Origin of the sequence: Bacteroides uniformis (assembly GCF_025147485.1) — a bacterium.
GTDB lineage: Bacteria > Bacteroidota > Bacteroidia > Bacteroidales > Bacteroidaceae > Bacteroides > Bacteroides uniformis.
On sequence record NZ_CP102263.1, the window covers coordinates 3,310,140 to 3,332,518 of the forward strand.

The window sequence follows — 22,379 nt, forward strand, 5'->3', positions numbered from 1 at the left end:
AATTGCTTTTATTTCTTTGTGGTAGGTTCAGAGACCGGGAATACGAGCCCTTCACGCAACCACTTCTCCAGTTCTTCCGTCCATTGACGCTTGTAGGTGAAGTTGTCCCAGAATCCCCAGCCATGTCCGCCGGTAGGGTAGGCATGCAGGCTGGCAGGCACTTTGTGGTCGCGCAAGGCGAGGAAATAGCCAATGCCGTTGATGGGTGGCACTGCGTCGTCGTCCGAAGAAAGCATGATAAAAGCCTGCGGAGTGCGTGGGGACACTTGTCTTTCGAGGGAGTATTTTTGTTCCAGCTCCTGAGATGGATTTTCTCCGATAAGGTTCTTACGGGAACCTCCATGGGTAACGCCTTTCTGCATGGAAATCACCGGATAGAACAAGATCTGGAAGTCGGGACGGGTCTTGTCACCGCTGTATAGTGTGGCAAGCGAAGCTGCCAGATGGCCGCCGGCAGAAGCGCCCATGATGCCTACACGCTGAGGATTGACACCCCATTCGGCGGCATGTTCGCGTACCATGCGGATGGCTTGTTCGGCATCGGAAAGGGGCACTTCATGGTGCCCGTTGGGCATACGGTATTTCAGTACTGCATAGGTGATGCCTTGTGTGTTGAACCAGGGAGCCATGTCGTGTCCCTCGTGCTTCATGGCCAGCCCTCCGTAGCCACCTCCCGGACACATGATGATGGCCATGCCGTTGGGGTGGGAGGCAGGATACACCGTAAGGGTAGGGGTGGTGACATCGGACACCCATTCGTTGTTATGGTTCTGTCCGGAATTGGTCAGTTCGTTGTTATTGGGGGCACCGTTGGGCCATAGGGGCAGCTCAACGGGCTTTTGTGCAGATAACATGGTCGCTGCAAATAGAAAAGATAAAAGTAGAATCTTTTTCATGTTCTTGGTATTTAAAAGTTATTTGGTTTTCATGGAAGCTTTGATGAGGTAGAATATCAGAATGGCATAAGCACCCAGCGCCAGCACTTCGGACCAGGTGTTCTGCAACCATGCATCGTTTACGAGGTTGATTCCTCCGAAACGCATGGCAGCACTTGCCACACCCATCAATGCACCGCCGGCAATGAAACCGGAGGCAAGCAGGGTACCTTTCTCCCCGCGTTCGGCATTGAGAGCGGCATCCTTGCTGCGGCTGGTCACGTACCAGTTGATGGCACCGCCCACTACCAACGGAACATTCAGTTCCAATGGGATGAACATACCCAATGCAAATGCCAGTGCGGGAATCTTGCAGAAATTGAGGATGACGGCCAGCACTGCACCGATGCCGTAGAGCAGCCAAGGAGCACCCACACCGTTCATCAGAGGTTCGATAACGGCCGCCATGGCATTGGCTTGCGGAGCGGCCAGCTGTCCGCTGGTGAAACCGTATGTCTTGTTCAGGATAATCATTACACCACCTACGGTAGCGGCAGAAACGATGGTTCCGAGGAACTTCCAGGTCTCCTGCTTGGCAGGCGTGCTACCCAGCCAGTAACCGATTTTCAAGTCTGTGATGAAGCCTCCCGCCATGGACAGTGCCGTACATACAACACCGCCCATCACCAGTGCCGCAACCATCCCTTCGGGACCTTTCAGCCCTACGGCTACCATGACTACGGATGCCAGGATTAATGTCATCAGCGTCATTCCGGATACGGGGTTTGTGCCCACAATCGCAATGGCATTGGCTGCCACGGTGGTGAACAGGAAAGCGATACCTGCAACAAGCAGGATAGCTACAATGGTATGTGTCAAGTTGCCCTGCATCACATCGAAGTAGAAGAAGAGAACAACCAGCAGCAGCGTGATGATGGAACCGATGGCGATAATCTTCATGGAGATGTCCCGCTGTGTGCGTTTCACACTGGCTTCCACGTTGGACTTACCTCCCATTTCCTTGGCAGCCAGTCCTACGGCACTCTTGATGATGCCCCAAGACTTGATAATGCCGATGATACCTGCCATGGCAATGCCACCGATACCGATGCTCTTGGCATAGTATTTGAAGATTTCTTCCGGAGCCATAGCGCCTATGGTTGCCGTGATTTCGGGGTTCCATTGGTTCAGTACGGAATCTCCCCAAATCATGGACATACCGGGGATGATAATCCACCATACGGCCAGTGAGCCGGCACAGATGATGGACGCGTATTTCAGTCCCACAATATAACCCAGACCGAGCACGGCAGCACCCGTATTAACCTTGAATACCAGCTTGGCTTTCTCGGCCAGCATTTCGCCGAAGCCGCATACGCGGGTAGTGAAATTCTCGTTCCACCAGCCGAAGGTTGCCACGATGAAGTCGTATAGACCTCCGATAATACCAGCCATGAGTAATGGTTTTGCCTGGCTGCCGCCCTTTTCACCGGAGACGAGCACTTGTGTGGTGGCTGTCGCCTCGGGGAAGGGATACTTGCCGTGCATGTCGCTCACGAAATATTTGCGGAAGGGGATAAGGAAAAGAATACCCAGCACACCTCCCAGCAGGGAACTGATAAAGACTTGTGCAAAGGTGACGGTGATTTCTTTCGGATAGGTCTCTTGGAGAATATAGAGTGCCGGAAGGGTGAAGATGGCACCTGCCACGATGACGCCCGAGCTGGCACCGATAGACTGGATAATGACGTTTTCGCCCAATGCGTTTTTGCGTTTGGCGGCACCCGATACGCCGACGGCAATGATGGCGATGGGGATGGCGGCTTCGAATACTTGTCCCACCTTCAGCCCCAGATAGGCGGCTGCGGCCGAAAAGAGGATGGCCATCAGAATACCCCATGTCACCGACCAGGCATTTACTTCTGAATACTTCTTATCCGGGCTCATCAGAGGGTTGTACACTTCTCCCGGTTTCAATTCACGGAACGCATTTTCCGGTAGTCCGGTAATAGGTTCTTCTTCTTGTTTCATAGGTTTTGTAGTTTTATGTTTTTCTTTAATAGACTTCAAAGAAAGCAAAAAAAAAGGAGATTTAAAAAAATCTCCTTAATTCTGTATGGTAAAATGCTTATTTGGCATCTTTAGCGGTCATGTCCCCTTCGATAAACAATCGCATGATTTCCGTTTTGGCATTGGTGCGCAGGGTAATGGATTTCTTGAAGTGTCCGGGGTATCTTCCGGTTCCATTATAAGTTACTTTCACTGTTCCAGTCTTTCCCGGTGCTATCGGTTCTTGTGAATATTCGGGAACGGTACATCCGCAGGAAGCTACAGCCTGATGGATGACAAGCGGAGCATCGCCTACGTTCGTAAACTTAAAGGTGTAGCTGACCACAGGACTGTTTTCGGAGAATGTGCCGAAGTTGTGGGTGGTCTGTTCGAATTTGATGTCTGCCTTTCCTTGTGCATAGGCATAACCGATGCTCATAACCAGCAGCATCATATAAAAAACGACTTTCTTCATGTTCTTATCTTTTTTATATTTCAACGGCGCAAAGGTAACCCATTTTCATTAAAATAATGCCTATGGCGTGCGAAATTGTATTAAATCGGACTCAAAAGGTCTCTGTACGAATGATAAGCAGGGAAAAATAGGGGAAGCGGATGGTCGCTATCCGCTTGCTGTCATTGATATACTTCTCTTCCGGAGTGCCTACATTCTCAAAATAGTGATACCGGTATTCGGGATGCAGGCGGATGCAGCGGTGAATCTCATCGGTGCATCTGGACAACTTCATGATGACAACCGCACTGTTTTCGCTTGTCAGTTTCTCTATCTCTTCTGTCGTAGTAATGCCGGGTATCACCGTCAGCCGCTCTTCCTGGCTGGCCACATGGAGCCTGCCCAGTGCGCCGGCGGCAATGAAGGCGGGGATACCGGGGATGTGCTTCACGGGGATGCCGTCTGCCTGCAGTTTGTCATATACATAATGTATGGAAGAGTAGAATCCGGCATCTCCTTCGGCAACGATACAGACCTTCTTTCCTTGTTGCCGGAGGGTGGAGCTCTCCATATAGACCTCGTCGTAGGCGCTCAGGGCTTTTTCGCGCTGTTTGCTCATGGGGAGTGGAAAGCGGTGCACCGTGTTTTCCGGAATGTCGAGTTGCAATAGGATGTCGGCTGCGCGTGAAACTCTGTTTCCATCTTTGGCCAGTGTCTCGGGACAGAATATACAGTCGGCTGTCTGCAGGGCTTTCAAGCCTTTTACGGTAATCAGTTCCGGTTCGCCGGGACCGAGAGATACAAATATGACGGGGAACATTTGCATGAAGACATTAAAGTTAAAAATTAAAGAACAGCAAAACGGCTACAAAAGTGGGGAAATAATCAGTAGCAAACAAGATATTCGCTATCTTTGTTATTTACTAAAACAATCTGTTTTTTATGGATTATCAACTGAACACCCGCTTGAATGGCAACATAGCCATGACTTCCAGCTACCATGAGCGTGCGTCGCTGCAACGTGACAAGACTCTGTATAAATTCATTTGGGTACAGATCGGTACGCTCACTCTGGAAATAGACCATATCCCCATGCGCCTGGAAAAGGATGAAATCGTGACCTTGACCCCGTTGCATCACCTGGAGGTAAAAGAGGTGGACGGTGAATACCTGACGTTTGTATTCAACAGCAATTTTTATTGCATCTATGGACATGACAACGAGGTCTCTTGCAACGGACTCCTTTTTTATGGCTCTTCCAGGGTGATGAGACTGGCGCTTTCTGCCGGGCAGTCTTCCAACTTGCATGACATAGTCCGCATTTTCCGGCAGGAATCGGTCATCCATGACAACCTGCAGGAGGAGATGCTGCGGATTGTCTTGAAACGTTTCATCATTACCTGCACACGCATTGCGCGCCAGCGTTTTGGGGTGGGGCAGGAGAAGGAAAAGACGTTTGACATCATCCGGCAGTATTACGTATTAGTGGACCGGCATTTCAAGGAGAAGAAGCAAGTGCAGGATTATGCCGATATTCTTTGCCGTTCTCCCAAGACACTTTCCAATCTGTTCTCGACCTGCGGGTTGCCTTCCCCTTTACGGGTGATTCATGACCGCATTGAGGCAGAAGCCATGAGATTGCTGCTGTATACCCACAAAAGCGCTAAGGAAATCAGCTCCATTCTGGGCTTCGAAGACTTGTCCGCGTTCAGCCGTTTTTTCAAGAAAATGACCGGCGAGAGTGTCTCGGACTACCGGAAAAGAGTGAAACGGGAAGAATTGCCAACTGTTGCGGAATAATTGCCATTTCGTACGTGGTGGAAAACAAGGAACTTTGCAAAAACAAAAATCAAGTCATATTACTGAAACCATTTAAAAAGTAGAACAAAGATGAAAACGAAATTGCAAAACTTGTTTATGGCTGCGTTGACGCTGGCCGCTTCCACTCAAAAGTTGGGTGTTAATTTGATTCGTGTAGCCATCCTGGTTATTTTCGTATGGATTGGTGGGTTGAAATTCTGGAATTATGAGGCTGAAGGGATTGTCCCTTTTGTGGCGAACAGCCCGTTCATGAGCTTCTTTTATACAAAGAGTGCCCCGGAGTACAAGGAGTATAAGCTGAAAGAGGGCGAGTTCAATGAGGCGAAACATCAGTGGCACGTGGAGAACAATACGTATGGTTTCTCTCACGGTCTGGGCATTCTGATTATGACCATCGGCATTCTGACATTTCTGGGGATATTCTCTCCGAAAATCGGACTGGCGGGAGCTGCACTGGCCATTGTCATGACAATAGGTACCCTCTCTTTCCTGGTGACAACCCCTGAGGTGTGGGTGCCCGACTTGGGAAGCGGGGAGCACGGCTTTCCGTTGCTGACGGGGGCAGGGCGCTTGGTCATCAAGGATACGGCCATTCTTGCCGGTGCCATTGTCGTACTGTCTGACAGTGCAAAAAGAGTATTGAACCAATTAAGGAAATAGACGTATGAAACAGTATGATGTCATTATCATCGGATTCGGCAAAGGCGGAAAGACATTGGCTGCCGAGTTGGCAAAACGGAAGCTGGACGTTGCCGTAGTGGAGCGTTCGGAAAAGATGTACGGAGGGACATGTATCAATATCGGTTGCATTCCCACAAAAACATTGGTGCATGCGGCAAAGCATGCGGACAAAGACGCTTCTTGGGAGGTCAAGAAGGCATACTATCGTCAGTCCATTGCAAGGAAGGAAGAGGTCGTCTCTTTCCTACGTCAGAAGAACTATCACAATCTGGCCGACAATCCTCATATAACGGTCTATACGGGTATCGGCTCCTTTGCAGGTCCGGATGTGGTGGAAGTTGGGATGGTGGAAGGGACATTACAATTGCAAGCTCCCCGGATATTCATCAATACGGGTGCCGAAACCGTCATTCCACCGATAGAGGGGATACAAGGTAACCCACGGGTATATACCAGCACCTCCATTATGGAACTGACTGAGCTGCCGGCACAGCTCGTCATTGTAGGTGGGGGATACATCGGACTAGAATTTGCTTCCATGTATGCTTCATTCGGTTCGCAAGTCACGGTGCTCGAGGGCTCTTCCGAACTGATATCCCGGGAGGACCGGGACATTGCGGACAGTGTCCGGGAGGTATTGGAACAGAAAGGAATCGTTTTCAGGCTGAATGCACGCGTGCAGTCCGTGAAAGACTCTGACGTCATTTACCGGGATGCGGTCACGGGAGAGGAACATCAGTTACACGCAGATGCCATCCTGCTGGCTACCGGCCGGCGTCCGAATACGGCTGGCTTGAATCTGGCGGCGGCAGGTGTAGAGGTGAATGAGCGCGGTGCTATTGTGGTGGACGACTATTTGCAGACTACCAACCCCAAGATACATGCTATCGGTGATGTAAAGGGCGGTTTGCAGTTTACCTACATTTCTTTGGATGATTACCGCATTCTGCGCGAAGACCTTTTCGGGGCAGGAGAACGCAAGGTGTCCGACCGTGACCCGGTGAGCTATTCGGTATTCATCGACCCGCCGCTTTCACGCATCGGGCTGAGCGAAGCGGAAGCACGCAAGAAAGGATTGAATATAAAGGTCAACAAACTGCCGGTAGCCGCTGTTCCGCGTGCCAGGACTTTGGGCGATACGAACGGATTGTTCAAGGTGGTGGTGGACGCCGATACGGACAAGATAGTGGGATGTACGCTGTTTGGTCCGGAATCGAGCGAGGTCATCAACCTGGTGGCAATGGCCATGAAGACCGGGCAGGAATATACCTTCCTCCGTGATTTTGTCTTTACACATCCCAGCATGAGCGAAGCGCTGAATGACTTGATGGGCTTTTAAAGATTATTTAGGCACAATATCCACCAATTTGCGGGAAGAGCATTTGCGTATTTCCCCAAAAATGACGAATATTGTGCCCGAATTCTATAAACCCCAATAGTCATGACCCGGATATCTGCCATAGGCATTGCACTGCTGTGCATTTTATGCGTAACCTCTTGCGGCTTAAAATCAAGACAGACTACTACCGAATCTTCTTCCGAAACGGGCTATTCTCCGGTTACGACAGACACGGCAGCTACCATTGTACCGTGCTATGCCAAAGGCTATACGGTGAAATATCTTCCGCACCATGTCCGTCTGGTGGATATACACGACCCTCAAAAAGAAAGCAGCAGCACTTTCCACTATGCGCTGGTACCGAAAGGCATAAAGCCTGTCGGTATACCGAGCGACTATACGGTGATTGAAACGCCGGTAGAGCACGTTATGTGTATGACATCCCTGCAACTTTCCAACTTCATCCGTCTGGATGCCTGCGATTATGTGGTGGGCATCACCAGTACGCGCCATCTCTTCAACAAGGAGATGAACGACCGTTTGAAGTCCGGCGAGACCGTGAAGATTGGTATCGAAGGGAACTTTGATAATGAAGTGATAATGAGCATGAATCCGGATGTTATCTTTATCTCTCCTTTCAAGCGGGGCGGATATGATGCCATGCGGGAAATCGGTATTCCACTGGTTCCCCATTTGGGATATAAGGAGATGACCCCGTTGGGGCAGGCTGAATGGATAAAATTCATCGGCATGTTTATAGGCCAGGAAGTGGAGGCGAATGAAAAGTTTGCTGCGATAGAGAAGCGCTATAACGAATTGAAGGAGCTGGCTGCCAACGTGAAGAAGCGTCCGATGGTATTCAGCGGCGAGATACGGGGTGGCAACTGGTATGCAGTGGGAGGAAAGAGCTTTCTTGCCGAACTGTTCCGTGATGCCGGTGCGGATTATTTCTTGAAAGACGATCCCCGTTCGGGAGGTGTCACGCTGGATTTTGAAACCGTATATAGCCAGGCGGAGAGTGCCGACTATTGGCGCATTGTCAACAGCTATGACGGGACGTTCACGTATGATGCCTTGAAGTCCCTCGACCCGCGTTATGCCGACTTCCGTGCGTTCCGTGAGAAGGGAGTGGTATACTGCAACATGCGTGAGAAACCCTTCTACGAAAGTATGCCCATGCAGCCCGAAATTGTATTGGAAGACCTGATACATGCTTTCCATCCCGATTTGTTGCCCGACTATAAACCGACTTACTACGAACTGCTGAAATGATAAAAAGACCCATACTTCCGTTGATGTTGCTGACACTGGCATCTATCTTTCTTTTTTTCCTGCTGAACCTGCTTTTTGGGTCGGTTCACATTCCTCTGCGCTCTGTGTGGAATATATTGTGGGGAAATACGGATGAATCCGTTATTTGGCAGAATATCATCTGGAAGTCCCGCGTGCCCCAGGCGTTGACGGCATTGGTGGCGGGAGCAGGGCTGTCAGTCAGCGGTCTGCAGATGCAGACGGTGTTCCGCAATCCGCTGGCAGGGCCTTCGGTATTGGGCATCAGTTCAGGTGCCAGCCTGGGTGTGGCTTGTGTGGTATTGCTGTCCGGGGCGATGGGCGGTGTGGCATTGAGCCGTTTGGGGTATATGGGCGAGGTTGCCTTGTCGGTTGCCGCCATTATCGGTGCGCTGGCTGTGATGGCGCTCATTGTCTATGTCTCCCAGAAGGTGAAGGGCAACGTGACGCTGCTGATAATCGGTGTGATGATAGGCTATGTGGCAAGTGCCGTCATCGGCGTATTGAAATATTTCAGTGTGGAGGAAGATATACGTGCATATGTCATTTGGGGATTGGGTAGCTTTGCCCGTGTTTCGGGCGACCAGATGGTGCTGTTTGTCTGCATCATGGCTGTGCTGCTTCCGTTGTCCTTCCTGCTGATAAAGACGATGAATCTGTTGCTGCTGGGCGATGGCTATGCACGCAATCTGGGACTGAACATCAAGCGGGCACGCCTGCTGGTTATCTCATGCTCCGGTGTGCTGGTGGCTATTGTAACGGCCTATTGCGGTCCGATTATGTTTATCGGATTGGCGGTTCCCCATCTGTGCCGTGCCATCTTCCACTCTTCGGACCATCGGGTGTTGATGCCTGCCACATTGCTGGTAGGCGCTTCCCTGGCATTGGTCTGCAATCTGATAGCCCGTATGCCCGGCTTCGAGGGAGCTTTGCCGGTCAACTCGGTGACGGCACTGGTAGGTGCGCCGGTAGTGGCTTCTGTACTTTTTAGAAAACGGAAAGGAGAATTGAATGAATAAGGAAACCATACATATAGAGAATCTTTCCATCGGTTACCCCGGCAAGGGGGATGTGAAAGTGGTGGCAGACGGCATTTGCGCCGGAATCAACAGTGGTGAGCTGACTTGCTTGTTGGGAGCTAATGGAGTGGGGAAGTCCACGCTGCTTCGTACGTTGTCTGCCTTCCAGCCAAAACTTGGAGGAAACATATTTATTGAAGGAAAAGAGATTGGGGACTATACCGACAAGCAGCTTTCGCGCGTCATTAGTGTGGTGCTGACGGAGAAGTGCGATATACGCAATATGTCCGTCGTAGAACTGATAGGTCTGGGGCGTAGCCCCTACACCGGTTTCTGGGGAACTCTTTCGAAAGAGGACAAGACTGTGGTGGACAAATCCATCGCCCTGGTAGGCATTCCCCACCTGGCGCACCGCATGGTGCATACGCTGAGTGACGGTGAACGGCAGAAGGTGATGATAGCCAAGGCGCTCGCCCAGGAAACTCCCGTCATCTATCTGGATGAACCGACAGCTTTCCTTGATTTTCCCAGTAAAGTAGAGATGATGCAACTGCTTCACCAGCTCAGCCGGCAAACGGACAAGACGATTTTCCTTTCTACTCACGACTTGGAACTGGCCCTGCAGATAGCGGACAAAATATGGCTGATGGACAAGGTGAACGGCGTAACTATCGGTACTCCCGAGGACCTTTCGTTGAACGGCAGCCTGAGCAATTTCTTTGCCCGTAAGGGTATTGCCTTTGATTTGGAAACGGGACTGTTCAGGGTAGCCAATGAATATACCTCCCAGATACGCTTGGCGGGCCACGGGCAGAAGTATGCCATGGTGCGCAAGGCACTCCAGAGAAACGGGATTCTGGCAAACCGGAATGTTGAATCGGAGATTTATATCGAAACCGGAGATTTGAAGGGAGACGGCAGCTTCGTATTCCATCGACCGGGCAAGGAGCCGGTAACAGTGTACTCCATTGAGAAATTGCTGCAAATAGTCTTGTCATTCCATTCCCTATGATGCACCATTCTGCAAAGGATAATTATGTCCACTTAACGACGACTCCGGTCCCCCGGCTGATTACGTCATTGGCTGTGCCGACCATCATCAGCATGCTGGTGACGTCCTTCTACAACATGGCAGATACCTATTTTGTGGGTAAAATAAATACCCAGTCTACGGCTGCCGTAGGTATCGTGTTTTCTGTGATGTCCATTATCCAGGCTGTGGGATTCTTCTTCGGTCATGGTTCGGGGAACTACATCTCCCGTAAGTTGGGGGCGCAGGAAACGGAGAGTGCCGAGAAGATGGCATCCACCGGCTTCTTTTTTGCCTTGTTTATCGGAGCGGCTCTGGCTGTGCTGGGATTGCTGTTCCTTACACCGCTTTCCCTTGCTTTGGGGTCGACGCCTACTATTCTTCCGTATACGGAGCGCTATTTGGGAATCATTCTGCTGGGTACTCCTTTTATGACCGCCTCATTGGTGCTGAATAACCAAATACGTTTTCAAGGTAATGCGGCGTATGCCATGGTGGGGATTGTGAGTGGGGCGGTCATCAACGTGGTGCTCGACCCTATCCTGATTTTTGTATGCGATATGGGCATATCCGGTGCCGCACTGGCCACAGTAGTCAGCCAGATATGTAGTTTCATCCTTTTGCTATATATGGGGCGCAGAGGAGGAAATATACGTATACGTTACAGAAACTTTACGCCTACACTGGCTTTCATCAAGGAAATTATTGGGGGTGGAACTCCGTCACTCACCCGGCAGGGACTGGCAAGCGTGGCAACCATTTTGCTGAACGTGGCGGCCGGTGCATATGGTGACGCAGCTATTGCAGGGATGTCCATTGTGACGCGTATCTCTATGTTTATCAATGCTTTCCTAATTGGTTTCGGGCAAGGCTTCCAACCGGTATGCGGATTCAATTATGGTGCCGGGCTGTATGCCAGAGTGCGCCAAGGATTCTGGTTCTGTGTGAAGGTAGGCTTTTTCTTTTTGCTGGTTTGTGCGGTGGCAGGTATGGGATATGCCGAGGAGATTGTCTCCATCTTCCGCAAGGGAGACCCTGCTGTTGTAGCTACCGGTGCGGCAGCATTGCGCTGGCAGTTCATCACCTATCCGTTGGGTGCATGGATTGTGGTCAGCAACATGATGCTGCAGACTATCCGCAAGCCCGTACGCGCTACGATACTTTCCTCTGCCCGTCAAGGGCTGTTCTTCATCCCCCTCATCTTCATTCTTCCTTATTTCTTAGGACTGAAAGGGGTGGAGATGTGCCAGGCGGCGTCGGACATGCTGACCTTCTTCCTCGCCATTCCATTGACCTGCGGGGTGCTGGCGGAGATGAAGAGGAAGGAGGCGGAACAACTGCAACAGCGGCAATCTTGAAGTTTCTGCGTCCCTATTCAATTTTCACGGGAGCTATCGGTTGCCGCTTCACTTTATCGAGGGGAGCTGCATGGTACTCGATGCGCCCGAAGTCTATCTGTCTCAAATCAATGCTTCTGATTGTACTGTTGTACATGGTGCGATAGTAGATGATACCGTTTGTCATATCTGTGGCCGATGTCCATTGGGTGGCACTTGGAATATTGGCAGGAACCTGGCCGAGGGGAAACTCGATGCCTACGGGTATATCAAAGTTATTCAGTATCTGAAAACATTGGAGAACGGTTTCCTGTGCGGTATTCTGTGGTGGTGTAGAAGTCTGGTAGAAAGCGGCACGGATAAAGCGGGAAGGGGGAGTCACATCTCCCGGAATTCCCAAAAAGCCGCTTCCCGAACCGAAAGGGGCTATAGTCACATTGCCCAGCGATTTGCTTTCGGCACTGCCCGGGTAGAGGTTCACATAATTGTTTAAGTTGGTCATCTGCCAGTCAAAGCCGGGGGAGTTTGTCAATACTCCCAGTTTGTTTTCATAGAAACGGGGCTGTCCGTCGATGAACTCCAATACCAGTTGGCGGCCGGTCTTGTCTGCAATCCGCCAATGTACGGTGGAGGCGCGTGGGTCAATGGCTATGACCGTTACATTTTCAATAGCCTCCTTTACCTCGTCCACAGTAGAAAAGCTTCCCAACAGCCATGATACCAATTGTAAATCGGCTATGCTCGACGCTTTTCGTGTGGGGTCGTACTCCTCATATTTGCCATATCCGGGAAAGTAGAACAGCCCGGCGGAGAGCCCGGCTTCATTCAGACCTTCGGCCACGAACTCCTTTTGCTCCACTGCCAGGCCTACGTAGCCATAGCGTGAGGTGAACTCCATGCCGGACAGACTGCCTCCGGGTGTCAGTGATTGTTGCGAATAACCGCGCGGTACGATGACGTACTGGCTGTTCAGCTCACTGCCTCCCCATTCGATGGTGCGGGCTACGACGTGCGCATTGTCTTTGGCCGTCAGGGTGATACCGGTACATGCCTCTGCTGTTTGAGGGGCGAAGGTGAGGGCTGTCATTGCTGCCAGCAGGATAGGAATTCTTTTTGCCATATTATTCAGTTTATATTGTTGAGTATCTGTTTGTATACTAAACAACTCTGTATGGCAAAATGTTCCCTTACCAGAACCGGTACCCCAGCGTGAAGAATGCGGCGAAGTTCTTGGGAAAATATCCTCCTTCTTCCGAATGACCTATCATCTGGTTTATCTGCTCATTGACTTTTACCAGTCCCACTTGTGTCTCTGCACCGATGATGAATCTTCTGTATTCAAAAGTAAGTCCCAAGGCAATACCTGCATCGAAACGGTTGTTACCCATTTTCCCGTCTACCATGCTGCCGAAAGTGTCTATCTTGAACTGGTATCCTCCCTGGATACTGCTACTATATTCGTAGGTTTCGCCGGAGGTCTTGCCTGCCACACCTATGGCCGCATAAGGGCCGACACTCAGCGAGGCATGATAATCCTTGCCCAGATGGAGGCGGGCCGCTATCATGAGGGGGATTTGCAGATACAGTTCATGCATTTTGGCCTTGCCGATGTGGCTTATCTCGTCTTTACCGCCGATGGACACGAATTCCAATGCGGATTGCAGCACCCAGGTCTTGTTGAGGACATATTCTGCACCGACACCAGCTTTGTAAGCTATTTGGGTGTCACTACTGGAGTGTTTTCCATGAAAATGGGAGGTACCGATTCCAGCTTTTGCATGAAAGGACAGCGGGCTTTGTGCCAGACCGGTCAGTACGGTCATTGCCATACAGACGGTAATGATTATCTTCTTCTTCATGAGTAAATTTTTCCGTTTTCGGTTATGAGTAATACTGTTAGTTCGCTGTTGGGCAGCAAGGGGTCACAGTGCCGGTGACAGAGCTCAATCAGTGCCTTGCCAAACTTTTCCAGCAGCTCTTCGGGAATGATGTCCCAGAGTTCACGCGCCAGGTTCATCTGTCCGATGGCGGCAAGTGTTTCTTCGCTGCATCCCGTCTGGCGTGCCAGGTCTTGAATGAATTCCTTATTCATGGTCACTTTCTTGCTGTGGGTATCCAGATTGCCTTCGGCCAGTTTCACGGCCTTTCCCATCATCACGCCGAGGGTGACGTGCGGTACTTGCTCTTCGGCTGCTATTTTCAAGGTTTCGCCGATAAAGTTGCCGTAATGCACGAAAGCCTGGGTGGGGAGGTCGGGATAATACGCCTTGATGAAACGTTCGCTCTTTGCGCCGGAGCTGATGACGATACGAGGGTTCCGGGTTGCCTTTGCCACTTCCATGGACTTCCGGATGGAATTGATGAAGGCTTCCGAGGAGAATGGCTTCACGATGCCGGAGGTCCCGATAATGGAAATGCCTCCTTCGATACCGAGGCGGGGATTGAAGGTGCGTTTGGCTATTTCTTCTCCACCGGGGATGGAGATGGTAATGAGAATAGGATTGGGCTGTTTGGCAATATGGAGGCGTTCAAGCCATAGCTTGACGTTCTTCTTTATCATTTCGCGTGGGGTGTCGTTGATGGCAGAGCTACCGAGCTCAAGTCCCAGACCGGGCATGGTGATGACACCTACGCCTTCGCCGCCGCAGACGATGATGTTGTAGTCGTCCTGGGGAGTGTCTTCCGGCAGCGGGTCGTCTATGCGGAAAGGTATGGCTATATTGGCCACAACTTTCATCCCGTTGGTGATGTCCGGGTCGTCGCCGGCATCCTTGATGACGGTAGCGCTTGTCTCGAACATGCCGTCACCGTTTTCCAGAAGGTCGGAGTGGGGAATATGGTGCTGCGGCTCTACGGGAACCTGTATGGTTTCTCCGTTGGGAAGAACTACCGGAAATTCCGTAGGACGCTTTTTGAAGTAGATATTGAATACATCCCAGGTGGCGGCTACGGCGGCAGCGGCGGCACATGTTCCGGTAGTCAGTCCGCTGCGCAGGGGGAAGAAGTCGGGTAAATGTTTCTCGACTATGCGGCGCAGGCCATGCTCGCCGTTTACACAGATAAACTTGCCGGATGTCTCGGGGCGTCGGATGGCAAAGATGCGTATACCCAGTTGCCGGGCAGCTTCCACCTTCTCGCAGAATCCACCGGATATCCCGCTTTCCTTGAGGAGTATGGCTTCGGGATGAAGCTGTTTCATCAGGACTTGCTCGTCTTCTCCGGGTGTGTAGTAGTAGAGGTTCTTCTCGGAGAAGCCCTGTTCCCGGGCGAGCTTGCGCGAGCTGTTACGGTCGAGGATGCGGAAGTAACAGCAGGCATTCTGCCACAAAGGCTTCAGCTTACCTATGGTCTGTACGCCGGTCAGTGCAAGTAAGATGAAAATCTTTTCTTTCTGTATCTTCTCGATGGCATCGTCATAATCCCTGCACCAGGTGATGTGTTCTTCATCGCGTTCCGGGAAGATACGCTCGAAACGGATGACGGGGATATTCGATTCCACGGAGACTTGTTCCAGAGTCTCATGCAGCTGTGTGGCAAAGGGGTGCGCGGCGTCTATCAGCAGCTTTATGTGATGCTGTGCACAGAATGTTTCTATTTCTATTGCATCCATCGCGCCTTGCAGGCGGATGCCATTATGCAGAAGTACGTCCTGCTCATCCCCTTTGGTAGAATAGTAGAAAGTTTTTCCGGCTTCTTCAAGGGTTTGGATGGCTATGCGTCCTTCGGTGGTTCCGCCAAATATTAATATCATGTTTGAATGTTTATGGGTGATTAATCGTTGATTTATTTCCGGTACAGATGCTTGAACTCGTGTGCATAGAGCCGTGACAGACCTTCACGGTTGCCGATGGCTTCGCCTACGACAATCATGGTTGTCAAGGTGAGGTTATTTTCCTTCACTATTCTGGCAAGGTCTTTGAGTTCCCCCCTGAATATTTGTTCGTCTTTCCATGTCAAGTGGTAGCAGACAGCTACGGGGGTAGTTTCCGGATATTCCTGCAACAGTTCTTCCTGCACCTGCTCCGCAATGCTTGCACTGAGGAAGATGCACATGGTACTTTGTGAGCGTGCCATGAGATGTAGCTTTTCGCGTTCGGGCATGGGCGTACGTCCTTCGCCGCGTGTTAGGATGATGCTTTGCACTTTTTCCGGAATGGTGAACTGCGACTTCAAGGCAGCTGCCGCCGCCTGGAAGGAGGATATGCCGGGGGTGATGTGGTAGCTCATGCCGTGCTGGTCAAAGTAGTTCATCTGTTCCTGAATGGCACCATAGATACATGGGTCACCCGTATGCAGGCGTACGATGAATTTTCCCTTGTCATAGAACTTCTTCATCACTTCAAATTGTTCTTCCAAATCCATGGAAGCGGAGCTGAGTACGGTAGCACCGGCCTTGGCACAGAGAGTCAGCTCCTTGGGAACGAGGCTGCCGGCATACAGAATGAGGTCGGCGCGTTCCAGCATTTGGCGTCCGCGTACGGAAACCAGGTCCGGGTCGCCCGGGCCGGCACCCACTATTTCGATGTGGCCCTGGCGCACAGTTCTTATGTCAAGGGCGGCGGCCACGGTATAGTTCTCTCCTTTCTTCTTGGGCACCAGCAGCCGGGAGTTGTTTGCACTCAGTAAGGCGGCGGCTTCACTGACGCTGGGGGTACCCATGTGCTTCATGACGGTTTTGCTGGGATGGGGCACCTCTATCTCTGCCAGTTCCTCGGCTGTATAGAAGTAGACCGGGAACTTCTTTTGGAGCGCTTTCACTACCGGTTCGTCACTTTTAGCTTTAATCGTGGAGATGGAGGCGATGCTTTGGGGCATGATGCCGTATTCCTTCAGTGTGTTCATAATCTCTTTCTCCACTTTCCGCACGGGACCTGCCAGCCGGGCAAGGCCGATGCCGAGGTGTACGACACAGGGCACGTAGCATATCATAGGCATTTCCGGGAAGTTGGGGACTTGGGGAGATACGCACAGAATCAGTTTGAAGCGTGAAGGTTTAATGTCCTGCACCCGGTAGAATACTTCTACATGAGGCGGCAGGTGCGCCTCCATCCAGTCCGTGCCTTCATTGCGCACCGTGAGCAGCAGGGCGGTGGGCTTGCCGGAAACGAAGAGGCTGATATGCTCGTTCATGCATACTCTTTTTTTCTCTTCGGGCGTCTTGGCAAGTTCTGCCAGCAGGAGGGTGGAGGGTTCGGCGTTGATGACCGGAAACCACCCGAAACGTTGGGGCAGGGTATCGAGTCCCCATAGACCGGTGCAGTCGCTTTGCGTGGTGACTACCGGTTCGGCCCCGAGGATATTCGCTACCTGGTGGGTCAGTTCGTTGGCTCCTCCGATGTGTCCGGAAAGTACGGAGATGGCAAATTTACCGGTACTGTCCACGCAAATCACGGCAGGGTCGGTATATTTGTTCTTCACGCAAGGAGCGATGGTGCGGACACAGATTCCCATGGCGCCAATGAAGACAAAGGCATCATAGCGGTTGAAGTTTTCCGCTGTGAATTTGCCGGCGGATTCTATATGTGTGCATCCCTCTTCGTGCCTGAGGGTGAAGATTTCGGAGTCGGGAAGTTCGTTGAGCAGTGATTGGGCTATGCTCAAACCGGCTTCGGAGATTAGAATAATAGCTGTTTTCATAATGGGTATGTTTAAGAAAGCGTGGCTTTCATAATTTCAATGGGGTTATATTCGTTCAAGGCGATATGGGTGGAAGGGTGGAGCACCATTCCGTTCCGCTCGATTCCTCGGCAGAACGCCTCCTTGCTTTCTGCCGATACGGAGTTGAAGACGATGCAGCCTTCGGGGTGCAGCACTTGTTTCACTTTCTCTATCATTTCCTCCAGATGTCCGCCGTGTCCACCGATGAAGACGGCATCGGGGCGGGCAAAGGGAGTGAGGTCGGTGTGCAGGAAATCTCCGGTTATCGCCGTAATGCCCGGCGCGCCGAAGCGGCGGGAGTTGGTGTCCATCAGCTCTTTTCCTTCGGGGCGTATCTCGAAGGAGATGACGGCGAGATGAGGAAATTGCAGGCGGGCTTCGATGGAGACGGAACCGGTACAGAAACCGATGTCCCAGAAGACGCGGCGGCGGTTCAGTTCCAATGCCTGCAGGGTGAGCAGGCGGATGGGAGCCTTGGTTATCATGCGGGCGCGTCCGTCAAGATGTGCAAACTCTTCATCGGGGATGCCGAAGGGACGGACTGGAAAGTCTGGGGCTTCGCTACCGTGCAGGGAGTTTGTGCGGCATTGTCCGGGATGGCTGTCCAGCAGCAGGCAGTTGGGATGTTCGAAGTCACCGGAAACCGCTTCCTGGGGTGTCATCCGGCGTATGCGTTCCTTTTCGGGATTGCCGAGATGCTCGCCGATGTATAGTGTGTAGTGGGAGTACCCGTATTCCAGCATGCGGGCGGCAATGGTGGCCGGGGTATGTTCGCGGTCGGTGAGGATGCCTATTTTGGGGGCACGCTCTATGAGGGCACGGTCGAACTCCTGCCAGGGGCGTCCTGTCAGGGAGACGGTGCGTATGTCGTCATACGGCATGACGAGGCGGTGTGCCAATGTCTGCAAGGAATTGAAAGCGGGATAGAGCAGAATGTCTGCCTCGGGAAGCTTACGCTTTATGGTATTGGCAAAACCGAAGAATAACGGGTCGCCGGACGCGAATACAATGATGGAGTCGTCCGTAGCCGTCTCTTCGAAGCGGGTAAATATTTCTTCATAACGGGAAAAGACACGCTCCAGCGGTACGGTGATGGAAATCCATTCGGCCCCGGCAGGCAGCAGAGGACCGACAATCTCCTTATGCCGTATGCCACCGGAGAAGACCTTCCCCTTCCGTATCTGTGCCAGTGCTTCCGGTGGAAAGAAGGGGGAACGGTTGTCATCCATTCCTATGATTATAAATCTGTGTTTCATTCAATGAGTAATCTTATGAAAATATCAAGTAATGTAAGGGGGCATAACAAGTAATGTTATCGGTCGTAACAAGTAATGTTATGGAATGTCTCTTTTCACTTACACATCCCTGCCCGGGCGCAACTGCTCCGCATCGTTGTAGCACAGCACGGAGTTCACCAGCGTGGCAGCTAAGTTACTGCCTCCCTTACGTCCTTCTACGATAATCTTGGGTATTTCCGTAAAGGGTTTCACCATGTGTTTGGACTCCTGCACATGCACGAAGCCTACCGGTGCAGCAACAATGCCCGCCGGATGTGCCTTGCCCTTACGTATCAGGTCGCAGAGTTCCATAAGTGCCGTAGGTGCATTGCCGAATACAAAGAAAGCATCGGGATGCTCCTCCACAGCCAGGCGGATGCCTGCCTGGGTACGGGTGATGCCTTTCTCTGCAGCCATCGTCGCTGTGCGCGGGTCGCCGAGGTAACATTTCACCTCTATGCCCAGCCGCTGCAAAGCTCCTTTGCGGATACCGCTGGCTGCCATCGTGACGTCTGTGACAATCGTCTTGATTCCGCCTTTCTCGATGGCTTGATACAAGGAAGCCACGGCACCTTCGTCCGTATGCAGCAGATGCTCCATTTCAAAATCGGCGGTGGTATGTATGGCATGGAGTAAAGCCCATTTATGGTCGAGGGGAATATGCTTGTTCTTCAGTTCCTTTTCGATGGTACGGAAACTACGAATCATGATGTCTTGCCCGATGCCCGTGGCTTCGGTATTCGTGTCCCGGTAATAGCCGCGCGGAGTGATGAAGGCTCCGTTCCATTCGTAGGACTGTGAGTTGCCTATCAATACGACTGTAAACATATCCACCTCTTCGGGATTGAAATCTCCCAGCGTGGTGATGTGTACCGCTTGTTCCGGGCGTCCTGCCTGGCGCACATATCCCACGGGCGTTTCCGGTGAGCGTCCTTCCTGCAGAAAGAGTTCTTTCAAGCGGTAAAGCTGCCAGTAGCGTCCTTCACTTTTGGGGTTGTAGACTGCCGTCACGAAGTCGGCGGCAGCGGCTGCGATGATACGCCTTTCAATACGCTCCCAGGGAGTCATCAGGTCTGAAAGGGAGATGACGCAGAAGTCATGTCCCACGGGAGCTCCCAGCAGTGAGGCTGCCTTTTGGAAAGCGCTGATGCCCGGCAGCGAAACGATTTCCACGTTGCTGTTCCTTTCCCGCTTCATCTCGTAGACAAGCGGCGTCATACCATAGATGCCCGCATCCCCGGAACTGATGACGCAGACCGTCTTTCCCTGCTCTGCCAGCTCGAAAGCCTGCTCGGCACGGGCGCGCTCACGCTTCATGCCGGTATCTATGCATGTTGTTGAGGGGTGGAGATAAGGGATTACAAATTGGAAATAATACTTATATCCCACCACTACATCTGATTCTTGCAAAGCGGAAATTACGGCGGGAGTTATATCCGATTCATTGCCCGGTCCGATGCCGGCAACAATTATTTTGGGGTGTTTCATATCCATATGTTCTATTGGCATACAAAGATAGAACTTATATTTGACGAAACCGAAAAAACTCTGTGCTAATCCGCGTAATCTGTGGTGAAACTTTATTGTCTAAACCTGCAAGTGCCGGTATTCGCTCGGAGTATAGCCTACGTTTTTCTTGAATACTCGGTTGAAGTGCTGCGAATACTGGTATCCCAGCTCATAGGCAATCTGGCTGACTGTCTTCCCGCTTCCTATAATCATTTCTTTGGCCAGGTCGATGATTTTGTTCTGGATATATTCTTGCGCCGTCTTTCCGGTTTCCTTCTTCACCAAATCTCCGAAATAGTTAGAAGAGAGGAACACTTTGTCTGCGAAGTATTTCACGGAAGGCAGTCCTTCGGTCTGCGGTTTGTCGCTCTGGAAATAGTCGTCTATCAGTGCTTCAAATTTCATCAGGATGTCTTTGTTGGCTGCCGAGCGGGTGATGAACTGGCGTTCGTAGAAACGCATGCAGTAGTCCAGCAGCAGTTCGATGTTGCGTGCAATCAGACCCTTGCTGTGCTTGTCGATGGGGCGTTGGATTTCCATCTTAATCTTCTTCAGACAGTCGAGGAAGATTTCTTTCTCGTCTTCGGACAAATGCAGTGCCTCGGTAGAGGAATAGGAAAAGAAGGAATACTGCTTTATTCCCTGTCCCAGCGAGGTGCCTTTTATCAAGTCGGGGTGGAACAGCAGGCCGGAGGCGCTGGGCTGCATACCTTCCAGCATGTTGACCTCGGTCACCTGGCCCGGGGCGAAGCTGGTTACCGTGCCTTCCTGGTAATCGTAAAACTGTTTTCCATAGCGTATATCTCCGCATTTGGTATTTTTGAGGAAAAGGGCGTATACGCCATAGTTCAACGTGAAATGTCTGGGGTATCCGGTGGCTTCGGACAAGTCGACTACGCTGACCAGCGGGTGCAGGGTTTCGAGACCGAACATCTTGTTGTATTGGTCTACTGCATTGAGCTTGATTACTTCTTCCATAAACGTTCCTGTTAGTTTTGTACAAATGTAGAGAATAATCCGGAAAGTACCATATCGCAGGAGGAGGAATCCGTAATATGGTTACAAATGTCCGTAATCTGTGTACATTGAAAAGAGCTACACCCTTTGTCCGGGATGGTGTAGCCATCCGGAGCAAAGGGTGTAGCCTTGGTATGTAAAAGGTGTAGCCCTTTTACGCTTGCTGGTTATCAATCTTTTAGCATGGCTTTGATGTGTTCCATATAGAGCTGGCGGATGGCTTTGTTTTCGCCCAGTCCCTGCATGCGTACATTCACTTGATAGCCTTGCTTTTCAAGTTCCGTCTTCCACACGCCGGCAATATCTTCCTTGGTATGGTTGCCGCATACCAACAGCAACGGAACCAATGTCACGCTCTTGGGGCGTGTCTCTTTCAGTTGCAGCAGGGTTGCGTCCAGGGTGGGGTATCCTTCAATGGTGCTGACGTGGAAGTTCTTCAGTCCATGGGCTTTCATCATGAAGTCGAGCATGGCGTAAGTAGCCGTGCTGGGTAGCTGGTTGCCGTGCCCCACATAGACAATGTCTTCTTTCTTTCGCAGCTGTTCGGCGGTCAGTATACCGATTACCTTCTCGCAGTCTTCGACGGAGTAGAGCAGGGGATTTCCCACTTTTATCTCCTTGAAGAAGGGACGGAGCTTGTCTGCATCCCTGCGGACGGAGGTCATCTCACTGCCTTCTATCAAGGTGGTGCTCTGGACGTAGATGGTCCGGTAGCCTTCGGCGCGAAGTTTCAGCAGTGCATCCGTAGGGCTGTCTTTGTACACACCCTCCTTGGCAAGTCTTTTTCGTACAATCGGCGAGATGTATGCTTCGCGCACTGTAAACTGCGGAAAGGCTTCTTGTGCCTCACGGGTCACGACGTCGAGCGTCAAGGCACGTGTCTGAGGGTCCGAACTGCCATAATGGGTGATGAGCAGAGCCGCCTTCTCCTCTTGTTGTGCGGAGGAGAAGAGGCTGATGCCGAGTAAATAGAGAGTGATGAAAAAATGTTTCATAATTGTTGTTGTTTCTAAATGCGTTATG

At 51.4% G+C, this 22,379-nt stretch carries 19 protein-coding genes; 7 read left to right on the forward strand and 12 right to left on the reverse strand.

From position 1 onward, the window contains the following. Positions 1-8: 8 nt before the first annotated feature. The 4 genes from NQ510_RS13215 to NQ510_RS13230 all read right to left on the reverse strand — a co-directional run bounded on the left by NQ510_RS13215 (position 9) and on the right by NQ510_RS13230 (position 4,198). Positions 9-896, reverse strand: coding sequence for an alpha/beta hydrolase (locus NQ510_RS13215; RefSeq protein ID WP_005829424.1), 888 nt, complete (start codon positions 894-896; stop codon positions 9-11). Between the two features lie 18 nt (positions 897-914). Then, on the reverse strand, positions 915-2,906 hold the full coding sequence (locus NQ510_RS13220) for an OPT family oligopeptide transporter (RefSeq protein WP_005829422.1): 1,992 nt from the start codon (positions 2,904-2,906) through the stop codon (positions 915-917). Between the two features lie 97 nt (positions 2,907-3,003). Beyond that, positions 3,004-3,399: a DUF1573 domain-containing protein gene (locus tag NQ510_RS13225; RefSeq protein ID WP_005836647.1), complete on the reverse strand. Its 396-nt coding sequence runs from the start codon at positions 3,397-3,399 to the stop codon at positions 3,004-3,006. Positions 3,400-3,490: 91 nt separating this feature from the next. Continuing rightward, the gene (locus NQ510_RS13230) at positions 3,491-4,198 is read right to left on the reverse strand and encodes a precorrin-2 C(20)-methyltransferase (protein WP_172681014.1); all 708 of its coding nucleotides are present in this window, start codon (positions 4,196-4,198) and stop codon (positions 3,491-3,493) included. Between the two features lie 122 nt (positions 4,199-4,320). Between NQ510_RS13230 and NQ510_RS13235 the strand changes: the two genes are divergently transcribed. The 7 genes from NQ510_RS13235 (at position 4,321) to NQ510_RS13265 (ending at position 11,916) form a co-directional block, all read left to right on the forward strand. Continuing rightward, the gene (locus NQ510_RS13235) at positions 4,321-5,178 is read left to right on the forward strand and encodes an AraC family transcriptional regulator (protein WP_008663399.1); all 858 of its coding nucleotides are present in this window, start codon (positions 4,321-4,323) and stop codon (positions 5,176-5,178) included. A 90-nt stretch (positions 5,179-5,268) separates the two neighbouring features. Next, entirely contained in the window at positions 5,269-5,859 is a 591-nt protein-coding gene (locus NQ510_RS13240) for a DUF417 family protein (RefSeq protein ID WP_005829413.1), read from the forward strand. A 4-nt stretch (positions 5,860-5,863) separates the two neighbouring features. Next, complete coding sequence (locus NQ510_RS13245) at positions 5,864-7,219, forward strand: FAD-dependent oxidoreductase (protein WP_005829411.1); 1,356 nt, start codon at positions 5,864-5,866, stop codon at positions 7,217-7,219. A gap of 102 nt (positions 7,220-7,321) precedes the next feature. Next, complete coding sequence (locus NQ510_RS13250) at positions 7,322-8,491, forward strand: ABC transporter substrate-binding protein (RefSeq protein ID WP_008663401.1); 1,170 nt, start codon at positions 7,322-7,324, stop codon at positions 8,489-8,491. Then, positions 8,491-9,528, forward strand: a complete 1,038-nt coding sequence (locus tag NQ510_RS13255) for an iron ABC transporter permease (RefSeq protein ID WP_034525821.1) — start codon at positions 8,491-8,493, stop codon at positions 9,526-9,528. The genes NQ510_RS13250 and NQ510_RS13255 overlap by 1 nt, the downstream gene beginning before the upstream one ends. Beyond that, positions 9,521-10,540: an ABC transporter ATP-binding protein gene (locus NQ510_RS13260; RefSeq protein WP_005829404.1), complete on the forward strand. Its 1,020-nt coding sequence runs from the start codon at positions 9,521-9,523 to the stop codon at positions 10,538-10,540. Before NQ510_RS13255 ends, NQ510_RS13260 begins: the two co-directional genes overlap by 8 nt. Continuing rightward, the gene (locus tag NQ510_RS13265) at positions 10,537-11,916 is read left to right on the forward strand and encodes an MATE family efflux transporter (RefSeq protein ID WP_005829402.1); all 1,380 of its coding nucleotides are present in this window, start codon (positions 10,537-10,539) and stop codon (positions 11,914-11,916) included. The genes NQ510_RS13260 and NQ510_RS13265 overlap by 4 nt, the downstream gene beginning before the upstream one ends. Before the next feature lie 13 nt (positions 11,917-11,929). On the opposite strand, the gene NQ510_RS13270 is transcribed toward NQ510_RS13265, so the two are convergent. From NQ510_RS13270 to NQ510_RS13305, 8 genes are all read right to left on the reverse strand, one after another. Then, entirely contained in the window at positions 11,930-13,015 is a 1,086-nt protein-coding gene (locus NQ510_RS13270; protein WP_005829400.1) for a linear amide C-N hydrolase, read from the reverse strand. A gap of 67 nt (positions 13,016-13,082) precedes the next feature. Further along, positions 13,083-13,754 carry an outer membrane beta-barrel protein gene (locus tag NQ510_RS13275; protein WP_005829398.1) on the reverse strand — a complete coding sequence of 224 codons (672 nt, stop codon included), beginning with the start codon at positions 13,752-13,754 and terminating at the stop codon, positions 13,083-13,085. Then, positions 13,751-15,646, reverse strand: a complete 1,896-nt coding sequence (gene cbiD / locus NQ510_RS13280; RefSeq protein WP_005829395.1) for a cobalt-precorrin-5B (C(1))-methyltransferase CbiD — start codon at positions 15,644-15,646, stop codon at positions 13,751-13,753. Before cbiD ends, NQ510_RS13275 begins: the two co-directional genes overlap by 4 nt. A 32-nt stretch (positions 15,647-15,678) precedes the next feature. After that, positions 15,679-17,532: a precorrin-4 C(11)-methyltransferase gene (gene cobM / locus NQ510_RS13285; RefSeq protein ID WP_005829394.1), complete on the reverse strand. Its 1,854-nt coding sequence runs from the start codon at positions 17,530-17,532 to the stop codon at positions 15,679-15,681. Positions 17,533-17,543: 11 nt separating this feature from the next. Then, complete coding sequence (locus NQ510_RS13290) at positions 17,544-18,809, reverse strand: bifunctional cobalt-precorrin-7 (C(5))-methyltransferase/cobalt-precorrin-6B (C(15))-methyltransferase (protein ID WP_008663405.1); 1,266 nt, start codon at positions 18,807-18,809, stop codon at positions 17,544-17,546. A 99-nt stretch (positions 18,810-18,908) separates the two neighbouring features. Beyond that, a complete protein-coding gene (gene cobJ, locus NQ510_RS13295) occupies positions 18,909-20,318 on the reverse strand; it encodes a precorrin-3B C(17)-methyltransferase (protein WP_034525814.1) in 1,410 nt (469 codons plus the stop codon). A 99-nt stretch (positions 20,319-20,417) separates the two neighbouring features. Continuing rightward, positions 20,418-21,317, reverse strand: a complete 900-nt coding sequence (locus tag NQ510_RS13300; protein WP_005829381.1) for a helix-turn-helix domain-containing protein — start codon at positions 21,315-21,317, stop codon at positions 20,418-20,420. Positions 21,318-21,526: 209 nt separating this feature from the next. Next, positions 21,527-22,351, reverse strand: coding sequence for a sirohydrochlorin cobaltochelatase (locus NQ510_RS13305; RefSeq protein ID WP_005829379.1), 825 nt, complete (start codon positions 22,349-22,351; stop codon positions 21,527-21,529). Positions 22,352-22,379 lie beyond the last annotated feature (28 nt).